The sequence below is a fragment of the Polynucleobacter sp. AP-Nickl1-40-C4 genome (assembly GCF_035012665.1).
Classification (GTDB): Bacteria; Pseudomonadota; Gammaproteobacteria; order Burkholderiales; family Burkholderiaceae; genus Polynucleobacter.
This window is the reverse complement of sequence record NZ_JAYGQR010000002.1, coordinates 34,624-56,855: the sequence shown is the minus strand read 5'-3', so window position 1 is coordinate 56,855 and position 22,232 is coordinate 34,624. Positions and strand designations below refer to the sequence as shown.

The following is a 22,232-nucleotide window of genomic DNA, read 5'->3' as shown; positions in this document are numbered from 1 at the left end:
GAGAATAAATATCACTCTGGAATAATTCCTGCCTGGGCAACAACTTTTTTCCAGATTTCCATTTGTTTTCGAATAAACACATCAAATTGGTTGGCTGTTCCACCATCAGGCACTACCCCCTGCTCATTAAACGTCTTTTTAATATCTTCTTGAGTCAAGATACTATTAATCTGCTTATTTAACTTATCAATAATTACAGGTGGAGTACCTGAGGGAACCATAAACCCATGCCATGAAGATACCTCGTACCCCTTTAATCCAGCCTCAGTAACAGTAGGAACCTGAGGTAAAAGCGGAGACCGCATATCCGTGGCAATAGCGATAGGCCTAATTTTTCCAGATTGAATAAATGGACGAACCATTGGAAATACATCGAATGCAACCTCTACTTGACCACCAGCTAAATCCGTTAACAATGGAGTGCTTCCCTTATAAGGAATTTGATTGAGACTAACATTGGCCATATTCTCAAATAGGGCCATTGCTAAATGCTCCGAAGATCCTGACCCCGAGGAACCATAGTCGATCTTGCCAGGACTTTTCTTGGCAGCAGCCAATAAGTCACCAAGCGATTTAATCTTGGAGTTTTCATTCACAACTAAAACCATAGGGGCTCTACCTGCCAGCACAACCGGTGAAAATGCCTTGCTGGTGTCATACGGAAGCGACTTGTATATAAATGGATTGGCAGCAAATGGGAATTGAGCAACTAATATTGTGTAACCATCTGGCGCAGATCTGGCGACAAAGTTAGTACCAATAGTAGTGCCTGCACCCGGCTTATTTTCTATGATTACATTTACGCCCCAAGCATCGCTCAATTTTTTCCCAACAATCCTACCAAGGGTATCGTTAAAACCGCCAGGCGGGTAAGGGACGATGATGGTGATCGGTTTTTCTGGGTACGCGGCAGAGCCTTGCGCAAATAATTGGCTTGAAGTAAACCCAAACATGCCAACTACTAATGCAAGACAATAAGCCACTGTTTTTAATCTCATAAGTATCTCCAATATTGTTTTAAACACTAACGCGCCTAATTAATTCTTTACGCTGATCCAAATCTTGGGAGTTACCCTCAAGCACAACTTGTCCTCGCTCAACTACATAATGTCTATCACACAAATGAATAGCCTTATGAATATTCTGTTCAATTAATAGAATTGATATCCCCTGTGCTTTAAGCTCTTCCATCAAGCGAAAGATATCAGCCACCACCATTGGCGCAAGACCCTCTGTAGGCTCATCAATTAACAGTAACTTTGGATTACCCACCAATACGCGAGCCATTGCTAACATTTGCTGCTCGCCACCAGATAAGGTGATACCCGATTGATTTCGCCTTTCCCGCAAACGTGGAAACCTTTCAAAGACCATCTGTATTCTTTGTTCAGCTTCCTTACGCTCGCCTGCTTGGACTTGCATCAATCCAAGCTTCAGATTTCCTTCAACGCTTAAACCGGGAAATATTCTGCGATCTTCAGGAACTAAGCCCACGCCCAAGCGGGTAATTTCATTTGGAGGTAAAGCTCCAATGGATTGATCTCGGAATAGTATTTCTCCCCGAGAAGGTCTATGCCAGCCGGCAATAGTTTTGACAATGGTCGTTTTCCCAACGCCGTTTCTACCAAACAAGCCCACAGTCTCACCAGGGTGAATGGATAAATTCACACCCTGTAAAACATGAGACAAGCCAAGATTGACATGTACATCATGCATCTCCAATATCATGCCAACTCCTCACCAAAGTATGCTGTTTGAACAAGTGGATTAGCACGAACCTCGCTCGGAATACCTTCCGCTAATTTTTTACCCTGCGCCATGACAATCACTATTTTGGATAAATCCATTACAAGGTCTACATCATGCTCAATCAGTAGCACTGTTATTTTTGATCCAAGGCGCTTAATGAGCTCAGCGGTATCCTGAGTATCGCCCTGAGACATCCCTTGGGTTGGCTCATCTAATAACAAAAGTTTTGGCCGGGTTGCCAATGTCACCGCAATCTCTAGGCGTCTTTGCTGACCATGCGATAGGGCTCCCACAAGCTGATTACGACTCTCAAGCAATCCAAATTCCGTCAATAATTCGTTAGCCCTATCAATTGCGACAGTACTTTTGCTCAAAGGAAAAAACAAATTGGAATGTGGCTCTAATGCCTGGCTTGCAATTCTTAAGTTCTCAATTACTGTTAGATCGAAAAATAAATTAGTAATTTGAAATGATCTAGCCATTCCAGATGACAGACGTCCCTCGGGACTCATGCGCGTAACATTTTGACCGTCAAGCTCAACCAATCCCGAATCAGCCATAAAAGTTCCACTAAGCAAGTTAAATAGCGTACTCTTACCCGCTCCGTTTGGACCAATAATTGAAGTAACGCCTAAACGAGTTACTTCAAAACTAACATCATCGACCGCTTTGAGGCCTCCAAATCGCTTGCTGAGGCTCCTTGCCTTCAGAATGATCTCACTATTGCTCATCATTCCCCTCCCTTACCAGAGTGAGCTTTTCCGAAATATTTAGCCAGTAGTCCCGCTATTCCTTTAGGTGCAGAAACAACTACAACTACAAAGATAAGTCCAATAACAATATGGTGATGAACTGTCCAAGTTCCAATAATGGATTTAAAGGAAGTTAACAGAACGCTTCCTAGTATGGGTCCAATCAAAGTGCCGACACCACCTAAGACAACTGTTACAACAGCATTCCCTGAAACACTAAAAAACATCAGCTCTGGAGAAACAAAACCTCTTAGCATCGGATAGAGAGCGCCAGACACAGCCGCTACTACTGCAGCCAAAATAAATGCCACTTGTTTTGGACCTTTAGACTTATACCCAACATAAGCTAGACGATCCTCATTGGATCGAATTGCATGCCAAATGGAACCCATAGGGGTCGTCAAAAAATATTTTAGGACTGCATATAGTGCACCGATAGTAATCATGGTGATAACAAAAAATATGCCGGGTTGGCCGGCATCCACAATGCCAAATGGAGTCCAGATTTGCAAAATAGGAACGCCCATCATGCCGTCAGACGCTCCGAGACTTCTCGTGTTGTAAACAACCTTAGCAGCTACTTGTGCCAGTCCGAAGGTAATTAACGCAAAGTAGACGCCCTTTGATCTAAGCGCCACAAAACTTGCCACCCACCCTAGTGCGATAGACGACAAAGTTACAACGCCTATTGCCAAGAAAAATGATGGGGAAATTTCTTTTAAAACTAAGGCGGATAAATAAGCACCAAAACCAAAATACAGAGCCTGCCCAAGAGAGAGTAACCCAACTATTCCAAGCAATAAATCAACGGACATCGCTAATCCGCCAAAGATTAATGATTCGGTGGCTAACCTCAGAAAGAAGGTATCGCCCAAAATACTACCAATGACAAATAAGGCTACCGCAGAGACTAATAACAGTATCTCAATTAGTCGGATAGCCTTGGCCTGTGGATTATGCATTTTTCATGCCCCCATACAAACCCGTTGGCTTAAACATCAACACCAAAACCATTACTGTAAATACCAGAGGATCTGACCAAACCGGCGAAATGAATAAAGAGGATATTGACTGTAATTGTGTCAATAAAATTCCGGCAATGACTGCACCCTTAATGCTTCCAAGACCACCAACAATGACAACACTAAAAGCCATCAAAATAAAATCTCGTCCCATCGTGGGGAAAACGGAATAGATTGGAGCAAGCAAGACTCCTGCTATGCCAGCCAAAGCAACGCCGAATGCAAAAGTCAGCGCATAAACTCGCTTCACCGGTATGCCTAGTGAAGAGCTCATATCTTTGTCATATGCTGAAGCCCTCACAATTGCTCCCAGCTGAGTTTTATAAATCAACGCCCATACAGAGAAAATAATTAAGGCACCAAACCCCATCAGAAATAGTCGGTAATTTGGGAACATCACTCCTAATAACTCGCTGGCACCTGAGATTGGGGCGCTAGGCTTAATTGGATTTGCACCCCAAATAATCTTGTATCCATCTTCCAAAACCATCGCAACACCAAAAGTCAGCAGCAGAGTCAAAATATGTCGGTCTTTATAGTGAAATACTTTTTGAATCAAAAGCCTTTCCATTGCAAAACCAATTGGAATCAAGAACAAGGGAACTAACAATAGACATAACCAGAATGAAACGCCCATTGCCATCAGACTCACACTAATGAACGCTCCAGCTGCGTAGAATTCGCCATGCGACATATTAATTACGTCTAGCAAACCAAAAATAATAGTCAACCCCAAAGCCATGAGGACCACAGCAACGCCAATTGAAAGCCCATTGACTATCTGTGGTGCATAAATATATTGCAAGCTCTCTAGCATTGAAAATCCAATCCCTTAGTGAAATTCAAAAGCCAAAAACTCCACACCCGCATAGGGTGGATGTGGAGTAATTTACTAATTAATTAAAAACGAGTACATGTATCAGGGCCAATTGCCTGATCAGAAGGTACTCTTCCAACAATATTGAACTCGCCGTTCTCTACTCGAACTGCAAACATATCTTGCATAGCCTGGTGATCGCCAGCGCGCATCTTCTTAGTGCCCTGAGGGGTTTGCCAGCTTAAATCATTCATGGCATTGCGAACTTTGTCTGTTTCTGTAGACTTCGCTTTTTCAACCGCCGCCTTATAAAAATATAAGAGGCCATAGGAATCAGCACCATAGAGATCTGGAAGCTTGTTGTAGGCCTTTTGGAAATCTGCTACAAACTTTTTATTAGCCGGGTTATCTAATTTAGGGGAGTAACCTACACCCGTAACAAATCCATTTGCAGATTTTCCGATTGCGCCCATATTTTGAGAGGTGACGGTACCAGAGGCCCCAACAATTGTTACGCCTTTATTGACGCCATATTCATCCATTTGAGTAAATAAGCGCACTGTATCGTTACCAGCCACAGAGGTGTAAATAACATTAGGCTTGGCAGCTCTTACTTGGCCAAAATATGGTGAATAATCTTTGTTGTCGAGCGGTGCGAAAACCTCGCCAACATCCTTAGCGCCTTTTTCTGTAGATGCCTTCTTAAAAGCTGAGACCGTACTACGCCCCATCTCATAGTCAGGGCCAATAAAGAAAATATTAGCCTTAGGAATCTCTTTATCTACCCATGCTGCCAATGCAGCAGACTGCATACCAGCGCGAGCATTTACGCGAAATACGTTCGGCGAACATTTATCGGCTGTAATTGAATCGGCGAATGAAACCGTTGTCGCTATTAGCTTATTGTTTCTCTCAGCCAGCTGGCCTACAGCCAAGGTTGAACCTGAATTAACCGTTCCAGTTAAAAAGTCTACCTTTTCTACCTGGAATAACTTCTCAGCCTTTTGGGTAGCAACCGCTGGGTTTGCCTCTTCATCCTCATAAATTAAATCGATTTTTTTTCCATTAATACCGCCTGCTGCATTAATTTCCTTTGCCGCTAGGTCTAAACCCATTTTTACTTGCTCACCAATTGGCGTGTAAGTGCCAGATAAAGGCGTTACCACACCAATCTTAATTGGGCCTGATTGTGCCAAAACCAACGAAGCACCAAAACTTAAAGCAACAGCTAGAGCGATTTTCTTTGTTTGAAATTTCTTTTTCACGATGTACGTCTCCTTTAAAAAAATTAACGACCGACAAAATTGGGTTGCCGCTTTCCATGGAATGCCTCAACCCCTTCTTTAAAATCTTCAGAATTACGCAAACGGCTATAACAGTGACCCTCAACTTCTATTGCTGTAGTTAATAAACAATCCTCCGTTTCATTAAGCATCTTTTTGGCAGTTCTTTGAGCCATTGGTGAGAATGCGCGCAGCTCATCCACTAACTTAGATACAGCACTAGCAAGCTCTGAGTCTGGAACGCATTCAGTTGCAACGCCCCATTCGTATGCTTGCTGACCCTTAATGCGTCGGGAGCGCATCACAATATCCTTAGTTCTGGTGATGCCCACCATTTTTTGCAATCGCGCTGATCCGCCTGAACCAGGAATTTGACCTAACTTTTGCTCTGGCAGGGCATACAAGGTTGATTCAGCGGCAATACGAAAATCGCACGCTAGAGAAATTTCAAAACCCACCCCAAAGCAATAGCCGTGATTTGCAGCAATGACAGGTTTAGTACAACGCGTAGGTGCTGCAATATTCCAAGCAAGCTTGGAGACGTGCTCTGGCGTTGCTTCCAAGAAGCCTTTAATATCTCCTCCGCTGGAAAAATGCTCACCTTCCGCTCTTAATACAATAATGCGGACACGATCGTTAGCATCCAAAGACTCAAATGCAGCTCTTAATTGATCACGCTGAGGCATTTGTATGACATTGAATGGAGGTCTCTTTAAAACAATGTCGGCCCTTTGATGGGCTTCATCAATTTCCACATAGAAACCATCAAGGTTATCGAGGATATTGCTAAAAGGGTGTTTCAAAATAGTAGTCATATGGTCTTCCTAGTAAAAAAATTAAGCTCTTTCGTATTCGCCGGCAACTAACATGCGTCGCAGCACTTTTCCTACTGGCGACTTGGGAATTTCTTTAACAAATACATACTCTCGAGGGCGTTTAAAGTTAATCAAATCGGATCCTCGGCAATATTCATCTAAGACATCAGAATCTACACTCCCCGAAGCTCTAATGAAGGCAACTACTTTTTGCCCAAGGCGATCATCTTTTAATCCTGCAACGGCCACTTCACTCACAGAAGGATGCAAAGACAAAATAGATTCAATTTCAACGGGAGAAATATTTTCTCCCCCAGAAATAATCATGTCATCGACCCTACCAGTAACAAATAAGTCACCAGACTCGTCAAAGTAGCCCGTATCTCCTGTGAAATACCATCCGTCACGAATAGACTTTTGATCAGCATCAGGTCGCTTCCAATAACCCTCAAATGCCTCATCACCCGAGAGATCGCAAATGATCTGCCCCTCTTCATGAGAAGCTGCTACTTGACTTGGTGATGTTTGCACGGAACCTTGATCCAGTTGCACCACTCTAATACGCGCATTGATACCGGCCTTTCCAGCGCAGCCTGGCTTTAATGCCGCCATCTGATTGATGGTGTATGTGTAAATCTCACTTGAACCATAGTGATTTACAAATAATTCAGGAGAAAAGGCTTCGTTTAATTTAAGTAATAAAGCATCATGCATAGGGGCCCCAGCAAACCCAAGCTTCTTAACAGTCTTCACTCGAGCCGAATTAAAATGACTTGACTGAATCATGTCGTGATATAGCGTTGGCACCAAATAAAGGTGAGTTACAGCCTCACTCTCGATTGCCTCTATCGCTTTATTCACATCCCAACGTGGTACTGCAACATAGGTACCATTCACAATACATAAAGACAACAGCGTTCTTACCCCCATAGTGTGATAGAGCGGCATTACCCCTAAAGTCACCTCACCCATTGCATACTGATTTTGTGCAACGTGTGCAATTCCTGCCGCGCGTTCTGCTCGCTGCTTTCTTGGGACCCCTTTTGGTTTCCCTGTAGTGCCAGAAGTAAAAAGCATGACAGATATATCCTCAACATGGCCGCATGCCTCAGGCTCGAATCCATCCTGAATTAACTGATCAAAATAGGTATATCCATCTAAGGCAGCTTTCTCCATACAAAGAATTACAGAGATAGAGTTACTTGTTTCGGATTCAAGGTAATTGTTGAGAGATATCTCCTCAAGAAATGCTAATTTCACATCAGCATTTTGCGCACAATAATCAATTTCATCTGGCTTGGAACGCCAATTTAAAGGAACAATAGCTATGCCTGCCATCTGGCATGCCCAATGAATTGTTGCCGCCTCGTATCGATTTTGCAAAACAGTCAAAATACGATCGCCACGTTTTAGGCCTTGCTTGTAAAAAAACTGTTGAATAGCGCCAATATGAAGTGCCCACTCAGCATATGTATGGCGCCTGTCTCCATCTACAATCGCTAGTCTATTGGGCTCACGCTCAACAGCCTGCAAAAAAGTTCGACCTAAATCAAGCATGCTCTCCTCCATTTTTGTGCGCTCTGGATGCGGCAACCTCTAAAACTGCCTCGACAATTCCAACGTATCCAGTGCAGCGACATAAATTTCCCGATAAACCTTCTCGCACCTCTAGCTCAGTTGGATGGGGATTCTTTTTGAGAAAATCCTCTGCCGATAGTAAAAATCCAGAAGTACAAAATCCACACTGCAATGCATGATGCTTCTTAAAGGCATTTTGCAAATCAGACATCTCCCCTGACTTTGCAAGGCCTTCTACAGTTTTTACTATGGCGCCATCAGCCTGACATGCAAAGATGAGACAAGAACGTACGATCTGCCCATCAACCTCAACCGTACATGCGCCACATACGCCATGCTCACAACCTGCATGAGTACCCGTTGCCCCCAAATCATGGCGAATAAAATCTAGCAATGTTGTGCGTGATTCACAGGAACCTTCACGCTCTACCCCATTTAAATTCAGCTTTATCAAGTGGCTCTTCATTTCATTTCTTCACTTTTAAAATCTATGGCTTGTTGACACGCGCGCATTCCAAGTGAGCGCATCAAATGTCTACGTAATCCTGCGGTGGCCGTGGGATCTTCTCTCGCCTCAGTTTTGGCCGCTAAATCATCAATAAATTGATAGACCCCATCTAATGAACTTGCAATACATTTATAAACCCTCACAACATCATCAATGCCGCCAAATCCTATAGTCCAGCGATCATCTTCCTTAATAACTGCTACGGCAACTACTGCAAAGTCTCCGTGGCGATAACCATATTCAGCAAACCCAAAACCAGCATTTGGCCCACGAATAGGAAACTCGACAAACTCAATGAATTCCGTTGGCTGACGACTGGTTTGAAGGGCTCCCAGGAAAAAGTCTTTGGCATGAACTACTCGCTTCTTCTTCTTACTTACGAGAGAGACCGAACCCTCTAGTACTGACAATCCAAGGACCAGCTCGGCACTAGGATCAGCATGCGCAATCGACCCACATACAGTTCCACGATTTCGAATAGGGGCGTGAGCAATCCAAGGAAACATCATGCTTAATAATGGCTGGGTTTTACCAAGATCACTCCAATGCTCTAATTCAGACTGCCTTACGCCCGCCCCAACCCGAAGCGCATGGCCCAATACACTGAAGGTTTTAAGCTCTTCAACCTTATTAATATCAATTAAGTGATCAGGACTAGCCACCCGCATTGCCAAGACAGGAATAAGGGTTTGCCCTCCGGCAATAATGCGGGCATCTTCGCCATACTTATCCAGCAACTCCAAAACATTTTCTTTAGAGCTGGCTTGGTGCATCACGAAAGGAGCAGATTTCATTTGCTTGCTCCTAATAAAGCAAATAGTCTGCCAATCAGAGCTTTAAATATGCCTTCTTGTTTTGCTCCAGCTTCTTTTGCAAGGGCTCTAAATAGCTGATCCAATACCAATCGAATGGCGCCCTCCAATAACCTACTTCCAATTGCCGCAAGCTTTCCCGATACTTGCGCTTGGTAGTCGTACTTCAGCACAGTCACACTGCCATCTTTTGTAAGGTCAACTTGTCCCATTCCGAGAGCCATACCTAGGGGGCCCCGACCCTCACCGCCTAGGGTGAAACTATTAGGGCTTTGTACATTCGTTAATTCAACCTTAGCCGCAAATCGGGCCTTTGCAATACCAATGCGCACAACTGCAATGCAGTCAAACTGAATACCATTTGCAATTGTTTTTTTATGAATAGACTCACAACCTGGTATGACATTCTTTAATCTTTCTGGATCAAGCAATACAGCAAAAATATCCTCAGGTAGTACTTGCAATCTAACCGCGCCCTGAGCTTTCAAAGGATAGTCGGTATTTATAGCCATTGATGAAACTTGACTAGAAGGTTTATCAAGCTTTAACAAACCTTTCCCCACAAGAAGCGTATGAATTCGACTGGGGGTTGCAGGCAGAACAATTTCTTCAACATCTAAAGCATCTGCAATTGCATTTGCAATACAAACAGGGGTACTCATGCTATTACCCTCGCCAATGCCTTTGGCACCTAATGGTGTAAATGGGCTTGGAGATTCTTGATGATAAATTTTTGGAGTGCCAATATCACTTGCAGTAGGCAAACGATAGTCAGCAAAAGTACCTGAGAGAAAATTGCCATCACTACTATAAACAAACTCTTCAAAAAGGGCTGCGCCCACTGCTTGGGCATACGCGCCATATATCTGCCCATCCGCTAAGGCTGGGTTTAATATCCTGCCTGCATCATGCACGGTAATGTACTGGTCTATCTTTGCAGAACAGGTTTCGGTATCTATTTCTATGCCGCAAGCATCAAGAGCAAATCCATATGCCGCAGAAGTATTAATTCGATCAGCCTCATCGGGAGCCTCTAAAACATCTGCGCTCCAAAACTGTGTTTCCTGTAGCGCAAGAATTGTCTCTCTACCGAGAGCGTCCTGAATTAATCCAGGTGACCAGTGAAAGTTTCCACAAACTCTGGAGAAAGGTATGCCATTGTCCTCAGAACCAATCACGGCTATATTGCCATTTGAAAAAATTAATTGATCCGGCTTGACCTTAAGTAGGTGGGCAGCATAATCCGCAATTCGAGCCTTCAACTTTTCCGCAGCCAAAAATACTGTTCCTGCTACTGCACCAGCAAAACGACTCGAATAATTCCCAGCTGCAATAGACCATGCATCCTTTGCAGTATCAAAATCGACATTGACTTGGATCTGGGATGGCGCGACTCCAAAAACATCTGCCAATAATTGACTAATGACCGTTTGATGACCCTGTCCAGCAGGGGCTGAAGCAATATTTGCGGCAATATTTCCAGAGGGATCCACACTGACTGTCGCAGAGGTAATGGCGCCATTTTTAGGGCCCGCTTTTGCTCTTTGCTCTTTTGTAAGGACGGTAGTGATATAGCCCATATTGGACACTGAAGGCTCAACAATCGACGCAATGCCAATTCCGTAGTGACGCCCTTCTTTCCTTGCCTGATCCCTACGATCTAATAATTTTCTAAATTCTGGTGAGCTCTCCAGTGTTTTTAAGGCTTTTTGATAGTCGCCTGAGTCTAGCAATGCTCCTGCAGCCGCCCGGTAAGGGAACTGCTCTTTTTGAACATAATTTAATGCCGCGATTTCTTGATGCGTTTTACCTAAAGTTTTTGCGATTTTTTGAATTAAACGCTCAAGTGCGTAATAGACCTGAGGACCGCCAAACCCCCTAACCAATCCAGTTGGAGTTTTATTAATTAATACGACACGATTGCGAATTTTTAAATTCTGAATTTGGTAAGGGCCAGTAACACACCCATGCATACGATATAGGGTTGCCGGTTCAGGCGCCCTTAAATAAGCCCCACAATCTTCAATTTGATCGTAGTCTAATGCCAATATTTTTCCATCCCCATCCACAGCTGCACGTAAATGAGTATGGCGGGAGGTCGCAGAAGTGGCTGCTTGAAGATGCTCTAAGCGATCTTCGATAAATTTCACTGGGGCGCCTGCCTTACGCGATGCCAAGCAAGACATGATGACGTATGGCAAGACAGATTGCTTAACTCCGAAGCTACCACCTGAATCAGGGGCAACGTGATGACGCAACTTTGTTCCCGGGACCTTCAAAGCAGCAGCCATCACTACATGCAGTGAAAATGGCCCCATAAAATTTGACGTTACTTCATACGAGGAGTCTGCACCTCGCCATTGAGCAACAACTCCACCAGTCTCTAAAGGTGTGCAGGAGTTACGGGGATAACGAATATCAACTTCAACGACGCTGGCAGCTTTTTTAAATGCCCCCTCAGGGTCGCCGTATTGATGTGATCGATCTAAAACACAGTTACTACCAATGTCTTTATGAAGAATAATCGACGTATCTGATAGTGCAATATCTACATCGACAACCGCAGGAAGTGGCTGAATGTTTAATTCAACCTTCTCAACCCCATCCTCTGCCAAAGCTCTTGATTCAGCGATGACTACTGCTATAGGCTCGCCCACATAGCGCACATACTCATTGGCCAGCACCCACTGACGCATTGGAGTTTTAACGGCAACGACCAATGGATTGGACCAGGCCTGAACATCATCGATTGTCAGGATTGCCCTGACCCCCTTTATCTGCAATGCTGGTTCTATATCTACAGAAATAATTTTTCCATGCGCAATTGGTGAACGAACCACAGCAGCATATAAGGTTCCAACTGGCAACGGAAGATCATCCAGATAGCGACCCCCACCCGTCAGAAGAGCAATATCTTCTACACGCTCACATGCCTTGCCTAAATAGTTTGAACTTGTTTTCAATGCAATCTTTTCAGCTAAATTAAGAATAATTAATGCTGAAAGAAGCTTAATGATCAGACTAAGAGGACGCTTACCTTAAAGTCCGATTACTTACCCTAGAGTCCGATTATGTGTATCAGGGAAACCCTAAGAGTCTAGCTTGGGCGCCTTTTCTACCTGCTGACGATAGAGGCTCGGGGTGACCCCTTGATGCTGCTTAAAGAATCGGGTGAAATGGCTTTGAGCAGAAAAACCGAGCTCATCACCAATATGAATCAGGCTCTCCCCTTTATCGGCGAGCGCATCAAATGCAAACTCCATTCTGAGTACATTCGCAAATACAACGGGTGAAAGTCCAGTGCAGCGCCTAAAGAGCTCAAAAAAGTGAGAGCGCGAAAGATCGACACTTTGAGCAACCATTGAAATATCACTAAACCCTTGAGGAGATGTGCGCATGATATGGATTGCTTTTCGTATTCTTGGATCCATAAATGCCAATGAATTGCCTGAATTACGCAAATCACCTTGGGTTAGAAGGTCGGCATCATCCATAAAACTCAGCACGAGCTCAAGCAAGATGGATTCAAGATAGTCATGGGTAATCTGATCGGCCCACCAAAGCTCCATTGAAATCTTTTCCAATACCTGCTTTTGGTGGGCGCCTAAGCCAGATAGATTATTGATAAAGAAACGAGGATGACTACTTGCTAAGAATTTTTTGCTAAACGATGCCAACCACTTTGGTTCCAGGTACAACGCAAGCAAAATGGGATTTTCACCATTCACTGGTAAATGAAGGTAGGAATGTTCTTCCCAGGCATTGATGAGAACTGCATTGTCATCTGTCAGGGGGCATAGCTGTCCCCTAACCTGAAAAGCAATATCTGGACCCGCCACCTTGCATAAGATGTGGCAGTGATGATGCGCATGGGTGACTAAGGGCGCATCCATCTCAAGAAGCGCCACCCTACCAAAATCGCCGTGAAGAAGTCGTATTACTTTTGACATGCGTTAAATCATCTCATACACAGACCATAGTGATATGCATTTTTATATTGCACTGCAAAAGAAAAAGCCCTAAGTTCTCAGGGCTTTTAATTGCGGGGGTCTATCTGAAATCTATTTTTTCTTGACAGGCGGCAAATCAGTGCAATGGCCGTGAGCTGCTTCAGCCGCAAGTCCTACTGATTCACCTAGCGTTGGATGTGGATGAATCGTTTTACCGATATCCACCGCATCAGCACCCATCTCAATTGCCAAACACACTTCGCCGATTAAATCGCCAGCGTGTGTTCCCACAATGCCGCCACCAATAATGCGATGGGTGGTAGCATCAAAAATCAGTTTTGTGAAACCTTCATCACGTCCATTAGCGATCGCACGTCCACTAGCTGCCCATGGGAACAAACCCTTCTCATAAGCAATGCCTTGAGCTTTACATTGCTCTTCTGTCAAACCAGCCCACGCTACTTCAGGGTCAGTGTAGGCAACCGATGGAATTTGCTTAGCATCAAAGTAGGATTTTTCGCCAGCAGCAGCTTCCGCAGCAACGTGACCTTCATGCACCGCCTTATGTGCCAACATCGGTTGACCAACTAAGTCACCAATTGCAAAAATATTAGAGACGTTGGTCCGCATTTGTTTATCTACAGGAATAAAGCCGCGCTCATCCACCTGCACACCCGCTTTACCGGCATCAATCTTTTTGCCGTTTGGAGTGCGTCCTACTGCAACCAATACCAAGTCATAGGTTTGCGGTTCAGCCGGTGCGTTCTCGCCTTCGAAAGAAACTTGAATTCCGTCAGACTTAACTTCTGCCTTAGAAGCACGAGTCTTAAGCATGATCTTTTCAAAACGTCCGGCATTGAACTTCTCCCAGACCTTTTCTAAATCACGATCGGCACCTGCCATCAAACCATCCATCATCTCGGCGATATCAATGCGTGAACCTAGTGTGCTGTAAACCGTAGCCATCTCTAGGCCAATAATGCCACCGCCAATAACTAGCATCCGCTTTGGAATACTCTTGAGTAATAAAGCACCAGTGCTATCTACAATGCGTGGATCTTCTGGCAAGAATGGCAGCTTCACTGGCTGGCTACCAGCAGCAATAATCGCCTTCTGAAAACGCACTACTTCTTTTTTACCTGTGAGATCCTGACCAGTGCCATCAGTTAATTCAACCTCAACGTGGTTTGGATCCAAGAATTTACCTAGGCCACGCACTACTTTTACTTTGCGAGCCTTTGCCATACCAGCAAGGCCGCCAGTCAACTTCGCGATGACGGATTCTTTGTAACCGCGGAGTTGATCGATCTCAATCTTGGGTGCGCCAAAAGTAATACCGTGCTTAGCCATGGTTTTGACTTCATCCATGACTGAGGTGGTATGCAGCAATGCTTTAGATGGAATACACCCAACGTTTAAGCAAACCCCGCCCAAAGTAGGATAGCGCTCCACTAAAACAGTATTCATACCCAAGTCTGCACTACGAAACGCTGCGCTATAACCACCAGGGCCAGCACCAAGTACCAACACTTCACATTCATGATCAACCTTACCGCTGTACTGACCTGCTACTGGGGCAGGAGCAATAGCAGCAGGTGTGGCTGGTGCTGCAGGTTTTGCTGCTGGAGCTGGTTGAGGCACAGGCACTGCAACACTAGCCTCTATCTCGGCAATCACAGAACCTTTACTCACTTTATCTCCAAGCTTGACTGCAATACTAGTAACAGTACCTGCAGCATCGGCCGGAACTTCCATGGTTGCTTTATCGGATTCAAGAACTAATAGCGGCTGCTCTTTTTCAATCACGTCGCCTACTTTAACCAGCACTTCAATGACCGGTACATCTGCATAGTCACCAATATCCGGCACAAGGATCATTTGCTTAGCCATAGATCCCCCTTACAGACTAGCGCGACGGAAGTCGGCCAAGAGCTGTGCAATGTACACATTGAAGCGGGTAGCTAAAGCACCATCAATCACGCGGTGATCTGCAGAGAGGGACAGTGGGCAAATGAGGCGTGGCACAAACTGCTTACCATCCCACACTGGCTTCATAGCTGCCTTGCTCACGCCCATAATCGCCACTTCAGGAGCATTCACGATTGGGGAGAAATACGTTCCTCCGATACCACCTAGTGATGAGATCGTGAAGCTAGCGCCTTGCATTTGATCTGGCTTTAACTTGCCATCACGAGCGAGTGCCGCCAAGTCAGAAGTTTCTTTCGCCAACTCAAAGATGCCTTTCTTATCGGCATCTTTAATGACCGGTACAACCAGTCCAGTTGGAGTATCTGCGGCAAATCCAATATTGAAGTATTTCTTCAAAATCAGATCATCACCATCCAAAGAGCTATTGAACTCTGGATATTTTTTCAATGCAGCGACTGCAGCCTTCATTAAGAAAGCCAGCATCGTAATCTTGACGCCCTTCTTCTCATTCTCTTTATTGGTGAGAACGCGGAATGCCTCTAAATCAGTGATGTCAGCATCTTCGTGATAAGTCACGGCTGGGATCATCACCCAGTTACGGCCCAAATTGGCTGCAGTAAGTTTCTTAATACGATTGAGTGGTTGACGCTCGATCTCACCAAACTTTGTGAAATCAACCTTCGGCCAAGGAATCAGATTCAAACCACCTAAGCTGCCGCCACTAGAAGCAGCAGCAGGACTACCCGCACCACCGCTCATAGCCGCCTTCACAAATGCTTGGACGTCTTCTTGGGTAATACGGCCTTTAGGGCCCGATCCTTTAACTTGCGTAATAGTGACACCAAGCTCACGCGCAAACTTACGCACGGATGGGCTTGCATGACTTACTGCGGTGTCTGCTGGCGGAGGAGTATTGCTGATAGGAGGTGGTGCGGGTGCGCGCGCAATCGGAGGCTCTACCGCTTTAATTGCTGGCGCGGCAGGTGCAGCTGCAGGAGTAGACACAGGAGTTGATACGCCAGATGCTCCACCTTCTAAGATCACTACAACTGAACCTTCAGAAAGGTTGTCACCCACCTTAACTCTGACTTCTTTGACGATGCCTGAATGTGAAGAAGGAACATCCATGGTGGCTTTATCAGACTCCAACACCACGATGGATTGTTCTTTCTCAATCTTGTCACCGGCTTTAACCAAGACTTCGATCACTGGTACATCTTTATAGTCGCCGATATCCGGGACTTTGATTTCGATGGGGGATCCGCCGCTGGAAGCTGCTACTGGCGCAGGAGCGCTTGCTGCTGCTGTCGCTGGTACAGAAGTTGTTGCTGCCGCGCCCTCTTCTAAGGTAATTACAAGGGATCCCTCAGAAAGGTTATCGCCCACTTTGACTTTGACTTCTTTCACAATGCCAGAGTGTGAAGAAGGAACATCCATGGTGGCTTTATCAGACTCCAGCACAACGATGGATTGTTCTTTCTCAATCTTGTCACCGGCTTTAACCAAGACTTCGATCACTGGTACATCTTTATAGTCGCCGATATCCGGGACTTTGATTTCAATTATTTGACTCATAGTATTTGTCTCTTATCAAACCGTCATTGGGTTTGGTTTAGTAGTATCGATGTTGTACTTCTTGATCGCCTCAGCCAACTTAGAGCGATCAAGCTGACCAGCGTCAACCAAAGATCTCAAGGCAGTGAGAACAACCCAACGACGATCTACTTCAAAGAAGTCACGGAGTTTTTCACGAGTATCAGAACGACCAAAGCCATCAGTACCCAATACTTCATAACGGCGACCCATATGCTGAATTGCTGGACGAATCTGCTCAGCAAATAGACGAACATAGTCGGTAGCAGCAACGATTGGGCCTGTAGTATCTTTCAGGCATTTTTCTACGTGAGATAAGGCTGGTGCAGCACTTGGATTCAATAGATTGCTACGGTGAACTGCAGTCCAATCACGACCTAGTTCAGTAAAGCTTGGGCAACCCCACAAATCTGAAGCAATACCCCAGTCTTTATGCAGAATCTCTGCCGCTTCAATCACTTCACGGAAGATCGTTCCCGAACCTAGGAGTTGTACACGTAGTTTTGCCTTGTCGTCACCAACAGACTTGAGCTTGTACATACCCTTGATGATGTCTTTCTCCGCACCCTTAGGCATTGCTGGGTGTGAATAGTTTTCATTCATCAAAGTAACGTAGTAGTAAACATCTTCCTGAACTTCCAACATTCGACGCATGCCATCCTGAATCACTACAGCCAATTCAAATGAGAAGGTTGGGTCGTAGCTGATGCAGTTGGGAACCGCACCACTCCACAGATGACTATGGCCATCTTCGTGCTGTAAGCCTTCGCCGTTCAAGGTGGTTCTACCGGCCGTACCGCCTAGCAAGAAACCACGACTACGCATATCTCCTGCAGCCCAGGCTAAGTCACCGATACGCTGGAAACCAAACATAGAGTAGAAGATATAGAAAGGCAACATGGGCACACCATGTGTGGAGTACGAAGTTGCGGCAGCGATCCAGTCGCACATACCACCCGCTTCATTGATACCCTCTTGCAGAATTTGACCGGTCTTGTCCTCTTTATAGAACATCAATTGATCATGATCTTCTGGTGTGTAAAGTTGGCCTAATTGATTCCAGATTCCTAATTGGCGGAACATGCCTTCCATACCAAAGGTGCGGGACTCGTCAGGAACAATCGGTACCACCCGTTTACCCAACACCTTATCGCGCACTACTGTATTGAGTATGCGCACAAATGCCATAGTTGTAGAAATCTCACGGCCTTCAGTAGTTGCCTCAAGCAATGGAGCAAATACTTCTAAAGCAGGAACTGGCAAGCTCTCCGCTTTAGTGCGACGTTGCGGCAAGTAACCACCCAACTCTTGACGACGCGCCTTCATGTACTCTAATTCCGGGCTACCTTCGGCAAACTTGACCAAAGGCATTTCGTCCAACTCTTCATCTTTAACGGGAATCTCAAAGCGATCACGGAAGCGACGCACATCGTCATCGTTCATCTTCTTCGCTTGGTGGGCAATATTCATCGCCTCACCTGAGCCGCCCATGCCATAACCTTTAATGGTGTGGGCTAGGATCACTGTAGGTTGATTCTTGTGATTTACTGCCGCATGGAATGCTGCATAAACTTTATGGGGATCATGGCCACCGCGATTCAGTTGCCAAATTTCATCATCACTCCAGTCACTTACTAAAGCCTTTAATTCTGGAGTATTGAAAACGATCTCGCGAACGTAGCTGCCGTTCTTAGACTTCATAGTCTGATACTGGCCGTCAACGATCTCGCCTAAGCGTTGCATCAAAATACCTTTTTTGTCGCGCGCAAAGAGAGCGTCCCACTGACCGCCCCACACTACTTTGATCACATTCCAGCCGGCACCGCGGAACTCGCTCTCAAGCTCTTGAATGATGCTGCCGTTGCCGCGCACTGGTCCGTCTAGACGCTGCAAGTTACAGTTAATTACGAAAATCAGGTTATCGAGTTTTTCACGACCGGCCATACCAATCGCACCCAAGGATTCTGGTTCGTCGGTTTCGCCATCGCCCAAGAATGCCCAAACTTTACGGCCTTGCTCTTGAATGAAGCCGCGGTCTGTTAGGTACTTCATAAAGCGCGCTTGGTAAATCGCCATGATCGGGCCCAAGCCCATCGATACGGTTGGGAACTGCCAGAAGTCTGGCATCAACCAAGGATGTGGATAACTAGAGATGCCTTTACCGCCAACTTCTTGGCGGAAGTTGTTGAGCTGACCTTCTTCGAGACGGCCCAACATATAAGCACGTGCATAGACGCCGGGAGCAGAGTGCCCTTGAACAAATATCAAATCGCCACCATTCTCAGGCGACGGTGCGTGCCAGAAATGATTAAAGCCAACGTCATACAAAGTAGCTGCAGACTGGAACGATGAAATGTGTCCACCAACGTTTGTGTCTTTGTTGGCACGAAGCACCATCGCCATGGCATTCCAGCGAGTGTATGAACGAATACGATGCTCCACATTTTGATCGCCAGGCAAACGCGCTTGATTTTCAACAGGAATAGTATTGATATAAGGAGTCTCAGCATGGAATGGCTGCACCACTCCGTTTACACGAGCATGAGAAATTTGTTGATCGATGAGATAGGCAGCTCTCTCAGGACCTTCGTTACGAATCACGCCATCGAGCGCTTGTAACCATTCCTGTGTCTCACCAGGATCCGCATCCTGAGTGTTCTGTTTACCTAATACTTGGTCTGGAACTGCTGCCATCTTTTGTCTCCATTAAATAGTGCTTAATTTGTCATCAACTTTATAGGCAATATTCTAGGAAGGTATATGGGTGTAAACAAGCAATTTTCCACATAATGATAATATTTCTCATAATGTGGTATTTTATTGCGGTGCAAATAAGAAGCTATAAAACGGTCAGAATTGGCTTTTTGGAAGGGCAAATAAGGCAAAATGCTCTGTATTCATGAGAAAAACAGCATTTTCCAGCCTAGTCCTTAGCCCCCTTAGGTGGCTCCGCAAAATACGTGGATTTAGGATTGTTTACACCCCGCTTTTAGCCATTGTTCTGTTTACAGCAGTCATGGGCATTATTTTGGGAACGCTGCATTTACAAGAAAAGAATCAGCAAGAGGCTGCCCTATTTAGAGAGCTGTCATTTGCCAAACAGCGTATTCAATCTCGTTTCGCCAGCAACCTTGATGCATTAACAACGATTAATCGAGAAATGGCTGCAAGCGAAGATCAATTGAAGCTCAGACAAATTGCGCGCGAGCAAGCAGAAGATCTTGTTTTAAATAACCATGAGATCGTCAAAATCATTTGGCTAAATAATCAAAATCAGCGGCTATGGGCAGCTCCTGCTGAAAGTAACAAATCGGATTGGATTAGCAAAACTCAAAATGATCAGCTCATTAATTCTAGTCTTGCATCAACTATCGAGCTTAGCCGAGTAACTAGTCGAGCAGCTTTTAGCCAGTTTGTTTCCTTAAATTTACCGGGTGATGCACCGATCTCCACGGATAGAAAAATCGTTCTTTGGCAAGTGGTGCCCAATATCGTTGGCGGAGAAGTTGTTGGATTCTTGGCGGCACTCTATACGACTCAAGGAATATTGGATGCTCTACCAAGCGACCTCAAATCCCATTACCGCTTTACCTTGCTCACTGACAATGAAAGAGTTTTAGGCATCTCTTCCGATAGAGATACCCCTAAAAGAGCATTTAGCAATCAGACAAGCTTAGATATTGGGGTCTTAAGCCCCAACATTAATTTACGCATAGATACCTATCCTCCGCCAACCAACCTCACCTTCAGGATGTTAATTGGCGTCGTGATTGGATTAAGCGCATTCGTAGTTTGGAGTTTGTGGTCTGTACTAAAGCAAATGCAAGTACGCCAAGAGGCTGAAGCAAGCCTGCGCAAAGAAACCAGCTTTCGTAATGCAATGGAAGACTCCACCCCTGTGGGTATTCGTGCGCATGATATGCAAAAGCGGATTACATATGTGAATCGAGCATTTTGCGAAATGGCAGGCTGGACATCAGATGAGTTAATAGGTCTCACTCCGCCCTTTCCATTCTGGCCAGATAGCAGAAGAGATGAGCTTGTTGAGAAAATGAATCGGGCAATGAAGTCCGACATCAGCGTTGTCATGAGGGTCGGCATCGAAGGAGTGATCTTAAAGAAAGACGGCTCCTTGATACAGACCCGCACCTTTATTGCCCCGCTGATTAATGAAAAAGGCAAGCAGACTGGTTGGGTTACTTCATTAATTGATATTTCCGAACCTAAAAAGATTCGCGAAGAATTAGCTGCCTCTCAAGATCGCTTCACTACCGTTCTAGAAAGTCTAGATGCCGCTGTGTCGGTGGTCTCGCTAGAGACTAACGCCCTGCTATTTGCCAATCGTTTTTATCGGGAGCGCTTTGGTGACAACTCTAAAGGTCACTTCCAATTAGCGGGCAGCGATACCAGCAACACGACGATGCGAGATATTGCAGAAGATCTTGAGGATTCTCCCCCTGGAATTCCAACGCCATTTTTATATCAAGAGTCAGAGTCAGAAGAAGTTCAGCTAGGCGATGACAATAATCAATGGTTTGAAGTTAGACGTCGTTATATCCCGTGGGTAGATGGACATCTTGCGCAGCTATTGATTGCCACTGACATTACCGCTCGTAAAGAAGCAGATGATTTGGCACTACAACAACAAGAGCGTATGCAGTTCACCAGTCGTCTCACCACAATGGGTGAAATGGCATCCTCTTTAGCTCATGAACTAAACCAACCTCTTTCAGCTATATCAAACTACTGCATGGGTGTTGCTAAGCGTTTAGATGGGCACCTAGATCCTATCCTGACCAAAGAAATTTTGCCAGCTCTAGAAAAAGCTTCTGAGCAAGCCCATCGAGCCGGCACCATCATTCAGCGCATTCGAGGTTTTGTAAAACGCAGTGAGCCTCAACGTAAAGCGGCAAACATCACTGAAATTATTAATGATGCAGTTGGCTTGGTTGAAATTGAAGCCCACCGCCATCGCTTAGTCATTAGCTCGGAAATTGCCGAAAATCTGCCCGTAGTTAACCTGGATCCAGTCCTGATCCTGCAGGTAGTAGTCAATCTTCTTAAAAACGCCTTAGATAGCGTCCGCGAGGCTTACCCCCTTTCCTCCCGTTGGTCAGCCCCGCCAGTTCGGATTAGTGCAGATTTAGACACCAGCATCTTCCCGGCCATGCTCAGAATCCAGGTTACCGATGCTGGGGACGGAATCTCGGAAAACGTCCTGGAACGCATATTTGAGCCGTTTTTCAGCACAAAGTCCGATGGAATGGGTATGGGGCTCAATATTTGCCGCTCCATTATTGAATCTCACCATGGCAGGCTTTGGGCTACCAATGTCCAAGACTCAGAACAGACCAAGCTGGCTGGCTGCACCTTTACAATACTTCTACCACTGGAATCCCCTGGATCCGAGGCTACTGTTTAACT

The 22,232-nt window shown here is 45.3% G+C and carries 16 protein-coding genes; 1 reads left to right on the top strand and 15 read right to left on the bottom strand.

Annotation, left to right across the window (positions count from 1 at the left end; genetic code table 11):
* Nucleotides 1-11: 11 nt before the first annotated feature.
* The 15 genes from VC182_RS02580 to aceE form a co-directional block, all read right to left on the bottom strand.
* A complete protein-coding gene (locus VC182_RS02580) occupies nucleotides 12-998 on the bottom strand; it encodes a tripartite tricarboxylate transporter substrate binding protein (RefSeq protein WP_255538507.1) in 987 nt (328 codons plus the stop codon).
* 19 nt (nucleotides 999-1,017) lie between these two features.
* On the bottom strand, nucleotides 1,018-1,728 hold the full coding sequence (locus VC182_RS02575) for an ABC transporter ATP-binding protein (RefSeq protein ID WP_216860464.1): 711 nt from the start codon (nucleotides 1,726-1,728) through the stop codon (nucleotides 1,018-1,020).
* Nucleotides 1,725-2,483: an ABC transporter ATP-binding protein gene (locus VC182_RS02570; RefSeq protein ID WP_323484399.1), complete on the bottom strand. Its 759-nt coding sequence runs from the start codon at nucleotides 2,481-2,483 to the stop codon at nucleotides 1,725-1,727. The genes VC182_RS02575 and VC182_RS02570 overlap by 4 nt, the downstream gene beginning before the upstream one ends.
* Nucleotides 2,480-3,463 (bottom strand): branched-chain amino acid ABC transporter permease, encoded by a 984-nt coding sequence (locus tag VC182_RS02565; RefSeq protein WP_323484398.1) that lies wholly within the window; start codon nucleotides 3,461-3,463, stop codon nucleotides 2,480-2,482. Before VC182_RS02565 ends, VC182_RS02570 begins: the two co-directional genes overlap by 4 nt.
* Nucleotides 3,456-4,340: a branched-chain amino acid ABC transporter permease gene (locus VC182_RS02560; protein ID WP_216156893.1), complete on the bottom strand. Its 885-nt coding sequence runs from the start codon at nucleotides 4,338-4,340 to the stop codon at nucleotides 3,456-3,458. Before VC182_RS02560 ends, VC182_RS02565 begins: the two co-directional genes overlap by 8 nt.
* Nucleotides 4,341-4,423: 83 nt before the next feature.
* A complete protein-coding gene (locus tag VC182_RS02555) occupies nucleotides 4,424-5,605 on the bottom strand; it encodes an ABC transporter substrate-binding protein (protein WP_216263007.1) in 1,182 nt (393 codons plus the stop codon).
* Between the two features lie 23 nt (nucleotides 5,606-5,628).
* The gene (locus VC182_RS02550; protein WP_323484397.1) at nucleotides 5,629-6,438 is read right to left on the bottom strand and encodes an enoyl-CoA hydratase/isomerase family protein; all 810 of its coding nucleotides are present in this window, start codon (nucleotides 6,436-6,438) and stop codon (nucleotides 5,629-5,631) included.
* Nucleotides 6,439-6,459: 21 nt separating this feature from the next.
* Nucleotides 6,460-7,995, bottom strand: a complete 1,536-nt coding sequence (locus VC182_RS02545) for an AMP-binding protein (protein ID WP_323484396.1) — start codon at nucleotides 7,993-7,995, stop codon at nucleotides 6,460-6,462.
* Complete coding sequence (locus VC182_RS02540) at nucleotides 7,988-8,482, bottom strand: (2Fe-2S)-binding protein (RefSeq protein WP_216263004.1); 495 nt, start codon at nucleotides 8,480-8,482, stop codon at nucleotides 7,988-7,990. The genes VC182_RS02545 and VC182_RS02540 overlap by 8 nt, the downstream gene beginning before the upstream one ends.
* The gene (locus VC182_RS02535) at nucleotides 8,479-9,318 is read right to left on the bottom strand and encodes an FAD binding domain-containing protein (RefSeq protein WP_323484395.1); all 840 of its coding nucleotides are present in this window, start codon (nucleotides 9,316-9,318) and stop codon (nucleotides 8,479-8,481) included. Before VC182_RS02535 ends, VC182_RS02540 begins: the two co-directional genes overlap by 4 nt.
* A complete protein-coding gene (locus VC182_RS02530) occupies nucleotides 9,315-12,299 on the bottom strand; it encodes a xanthine dehydrogenase family protein molybdopterin-binding subunit (RefSeq protein ID WP_323484394.1) in 2,985 nt (994 codons plus the stop codon). The genes VC182_RS02535 and VC182_RS02530 overlap by 4 nt, the downstream gene beginning before the upstream one ends.
* A 126-nt stretch (nucleotides 12,300-12,425) precedes the next feature.
* Nucleotides 12,426-13,286: an AraC family transcriptional regulator gene (locus tag VC182_RS02525; protein ID WP_323484393.1), complete on the bottom strand. Its 861-nt coding sequence runs from the start codon at nucleotides 13,284-13,286 to the stop codon at nucleotides 12,426-12,428.
* A 111-nt stretch (nucleotides 13,287-13,397) separates the two neighbouring features.
* Nucleotides 13,398-15,176, bottom strand: coding sequence for a dihydrolipoyl dehydrogenase (gene lpdA / locus VC182_RS02520; protein WP_323484392.1), 1,779 nt, complete (start codon nucleotides 15,174-15,176; stop codon nucleotides 13,398-13,400).
* Nucleotides 15,177-15,185: 9 nt separating this feature from the next.
* Complete coding sequence (gene aceF, locus VC182_RS02515; protein WP_323484391.1) at nucleotides 15,186-16,790, bottom strand: dihydrolipoyllysine-residue acetyltransferase; 1,605 nt, start codon at nucleotides 16,788-16,790, stop codon at nucleotides 15,186-15,188.
* Between the two features lie 15 nt (nucleotides 16,791-16,805).
* Nucleotides 16,806-19,502 (bottom strand): pyruvate dehydrogenase (acetyl-transferring), homodimeric type, encoded by a 2,697-nt coding sequence (gene aceE, locus VC182_RS02510; protein WP_323484390.1) that lies wholly within the window; start codon nucleotides 19,500-19,502, stop codon nucleotides 16,806-16,808.
* Nucleotides 19,503-19,707: 205 nt separating this feature from the next.
* On the opposite strand from aceE, the gene VC182_RS02505 reads away from it, so the two are divergent.
* Entirely contained in the window at nucleotides 19,708-22,230 is a 2,523-nt protein-coding gene (locus VC182_RS02505; protein WP_323484389.1) for a PAS domain S-box protein, read from the top strand.
* Nucleotides 22,231-22,232 lie beyond the last annotated feature (2 nt).

Bases quoted from the DNA above. Each gene is read 5' to 3' on its own strand.
- VC182_RS02580 (WP_255538507.1), bottom strand. From the start codon at position 998: ATGAGATTAAAAACAGTGGCTTATTGTCTTGCATTAGTAGTTGGCATG.
- VC182_RS02575 (WP_216860464.1), bottom strand. From the start codon at position 1,728: ATGATATTGGAGATGCATGATGTACATGTCAATCTTGGCTTGTCTCAT.
- VC182_RS02570 (WP_323484399.1), bottom strand. From the start codon at position 2,483: ATGATGAGCAATAGTGAGATCATTCTGAAGGCAAGGAGCCTCAGCAAG.
- VC182_RS02565 (WP_323484398.1), bottom strand. From the start codon at position 3,463: ATGCATAATCCACAGGCCAAGGCTATCCGACTAATTGAGATACTGTTA.
- VC182_RS02560 (WP_216156893.1), bottom strand. From the start codon at position 4,340: ATGCTAGAGAGCTTGCAATATATTTATGCACCACAGATAGTCAATGGG.
- VC182_RS02550 (WP_323484397.1), bottom strand. From the start codon at position 6,438: ATGACTACTATTTTGAAACACCCTTTTAGCAATATCCTCGATAACCTT.
- VC182_RS02545 (WP_323484396.1), bottom strand. From the start codon at position 7,995: ATGCTTGATTTAGGTCGAACTTTTTTGCAGGCTGTTGAGCGTGAGCCC.
- VC182_RS02540 (WP_216263004.1), bottom strand. From the start codon at position 8,482: ATGAAGAGCCACTTGATAAAGCTGAATTTAAATGGGGTAGAGCGTGAA.
- VC182_RS02535 (WP_323484395.1), bottom strand. From the start codon at position 9,318: ATGAAATCTGCTCCTTTCGTGATGCACCAAGCCAGCTCTAAAGAAAAT.
- VC182_RS02525 (WP_323484393.1), bottom strand. From the start codon at position 13,286: ATGTCAAAAGTAATACGACTTCTTCACGGCGATTTTGGTAGGGTGGCG.
- lpdA (WP_323484392.1), bottom strand. From the start codon at position 15,176: ATGGCTAAGCAAATGATCCTTGTGCCGGATATTGGTGACTATGCAGAT.
- aceF (WP_323484391.1), bottom strand. From the start codon at position 16,790: ATGAGTCAAATAATTGAAATCAAAGTCCCGGATATCGGCGACTATAAA.
- aceE (WP_323484390.1), bottom strand. From the start codon at position 19,502: ATGGCAGCAGTTCCAGACCAAGTATTAGGTAAACAGAACACTCAGGAT.
- VC182_RS02505 (WP_323484389.1), top strand. From the start codon at position 19,708: ATGAGAAAAACAGCATTTTCCAGCCTAGTCCTTAGCCCCCTTAGGTGG.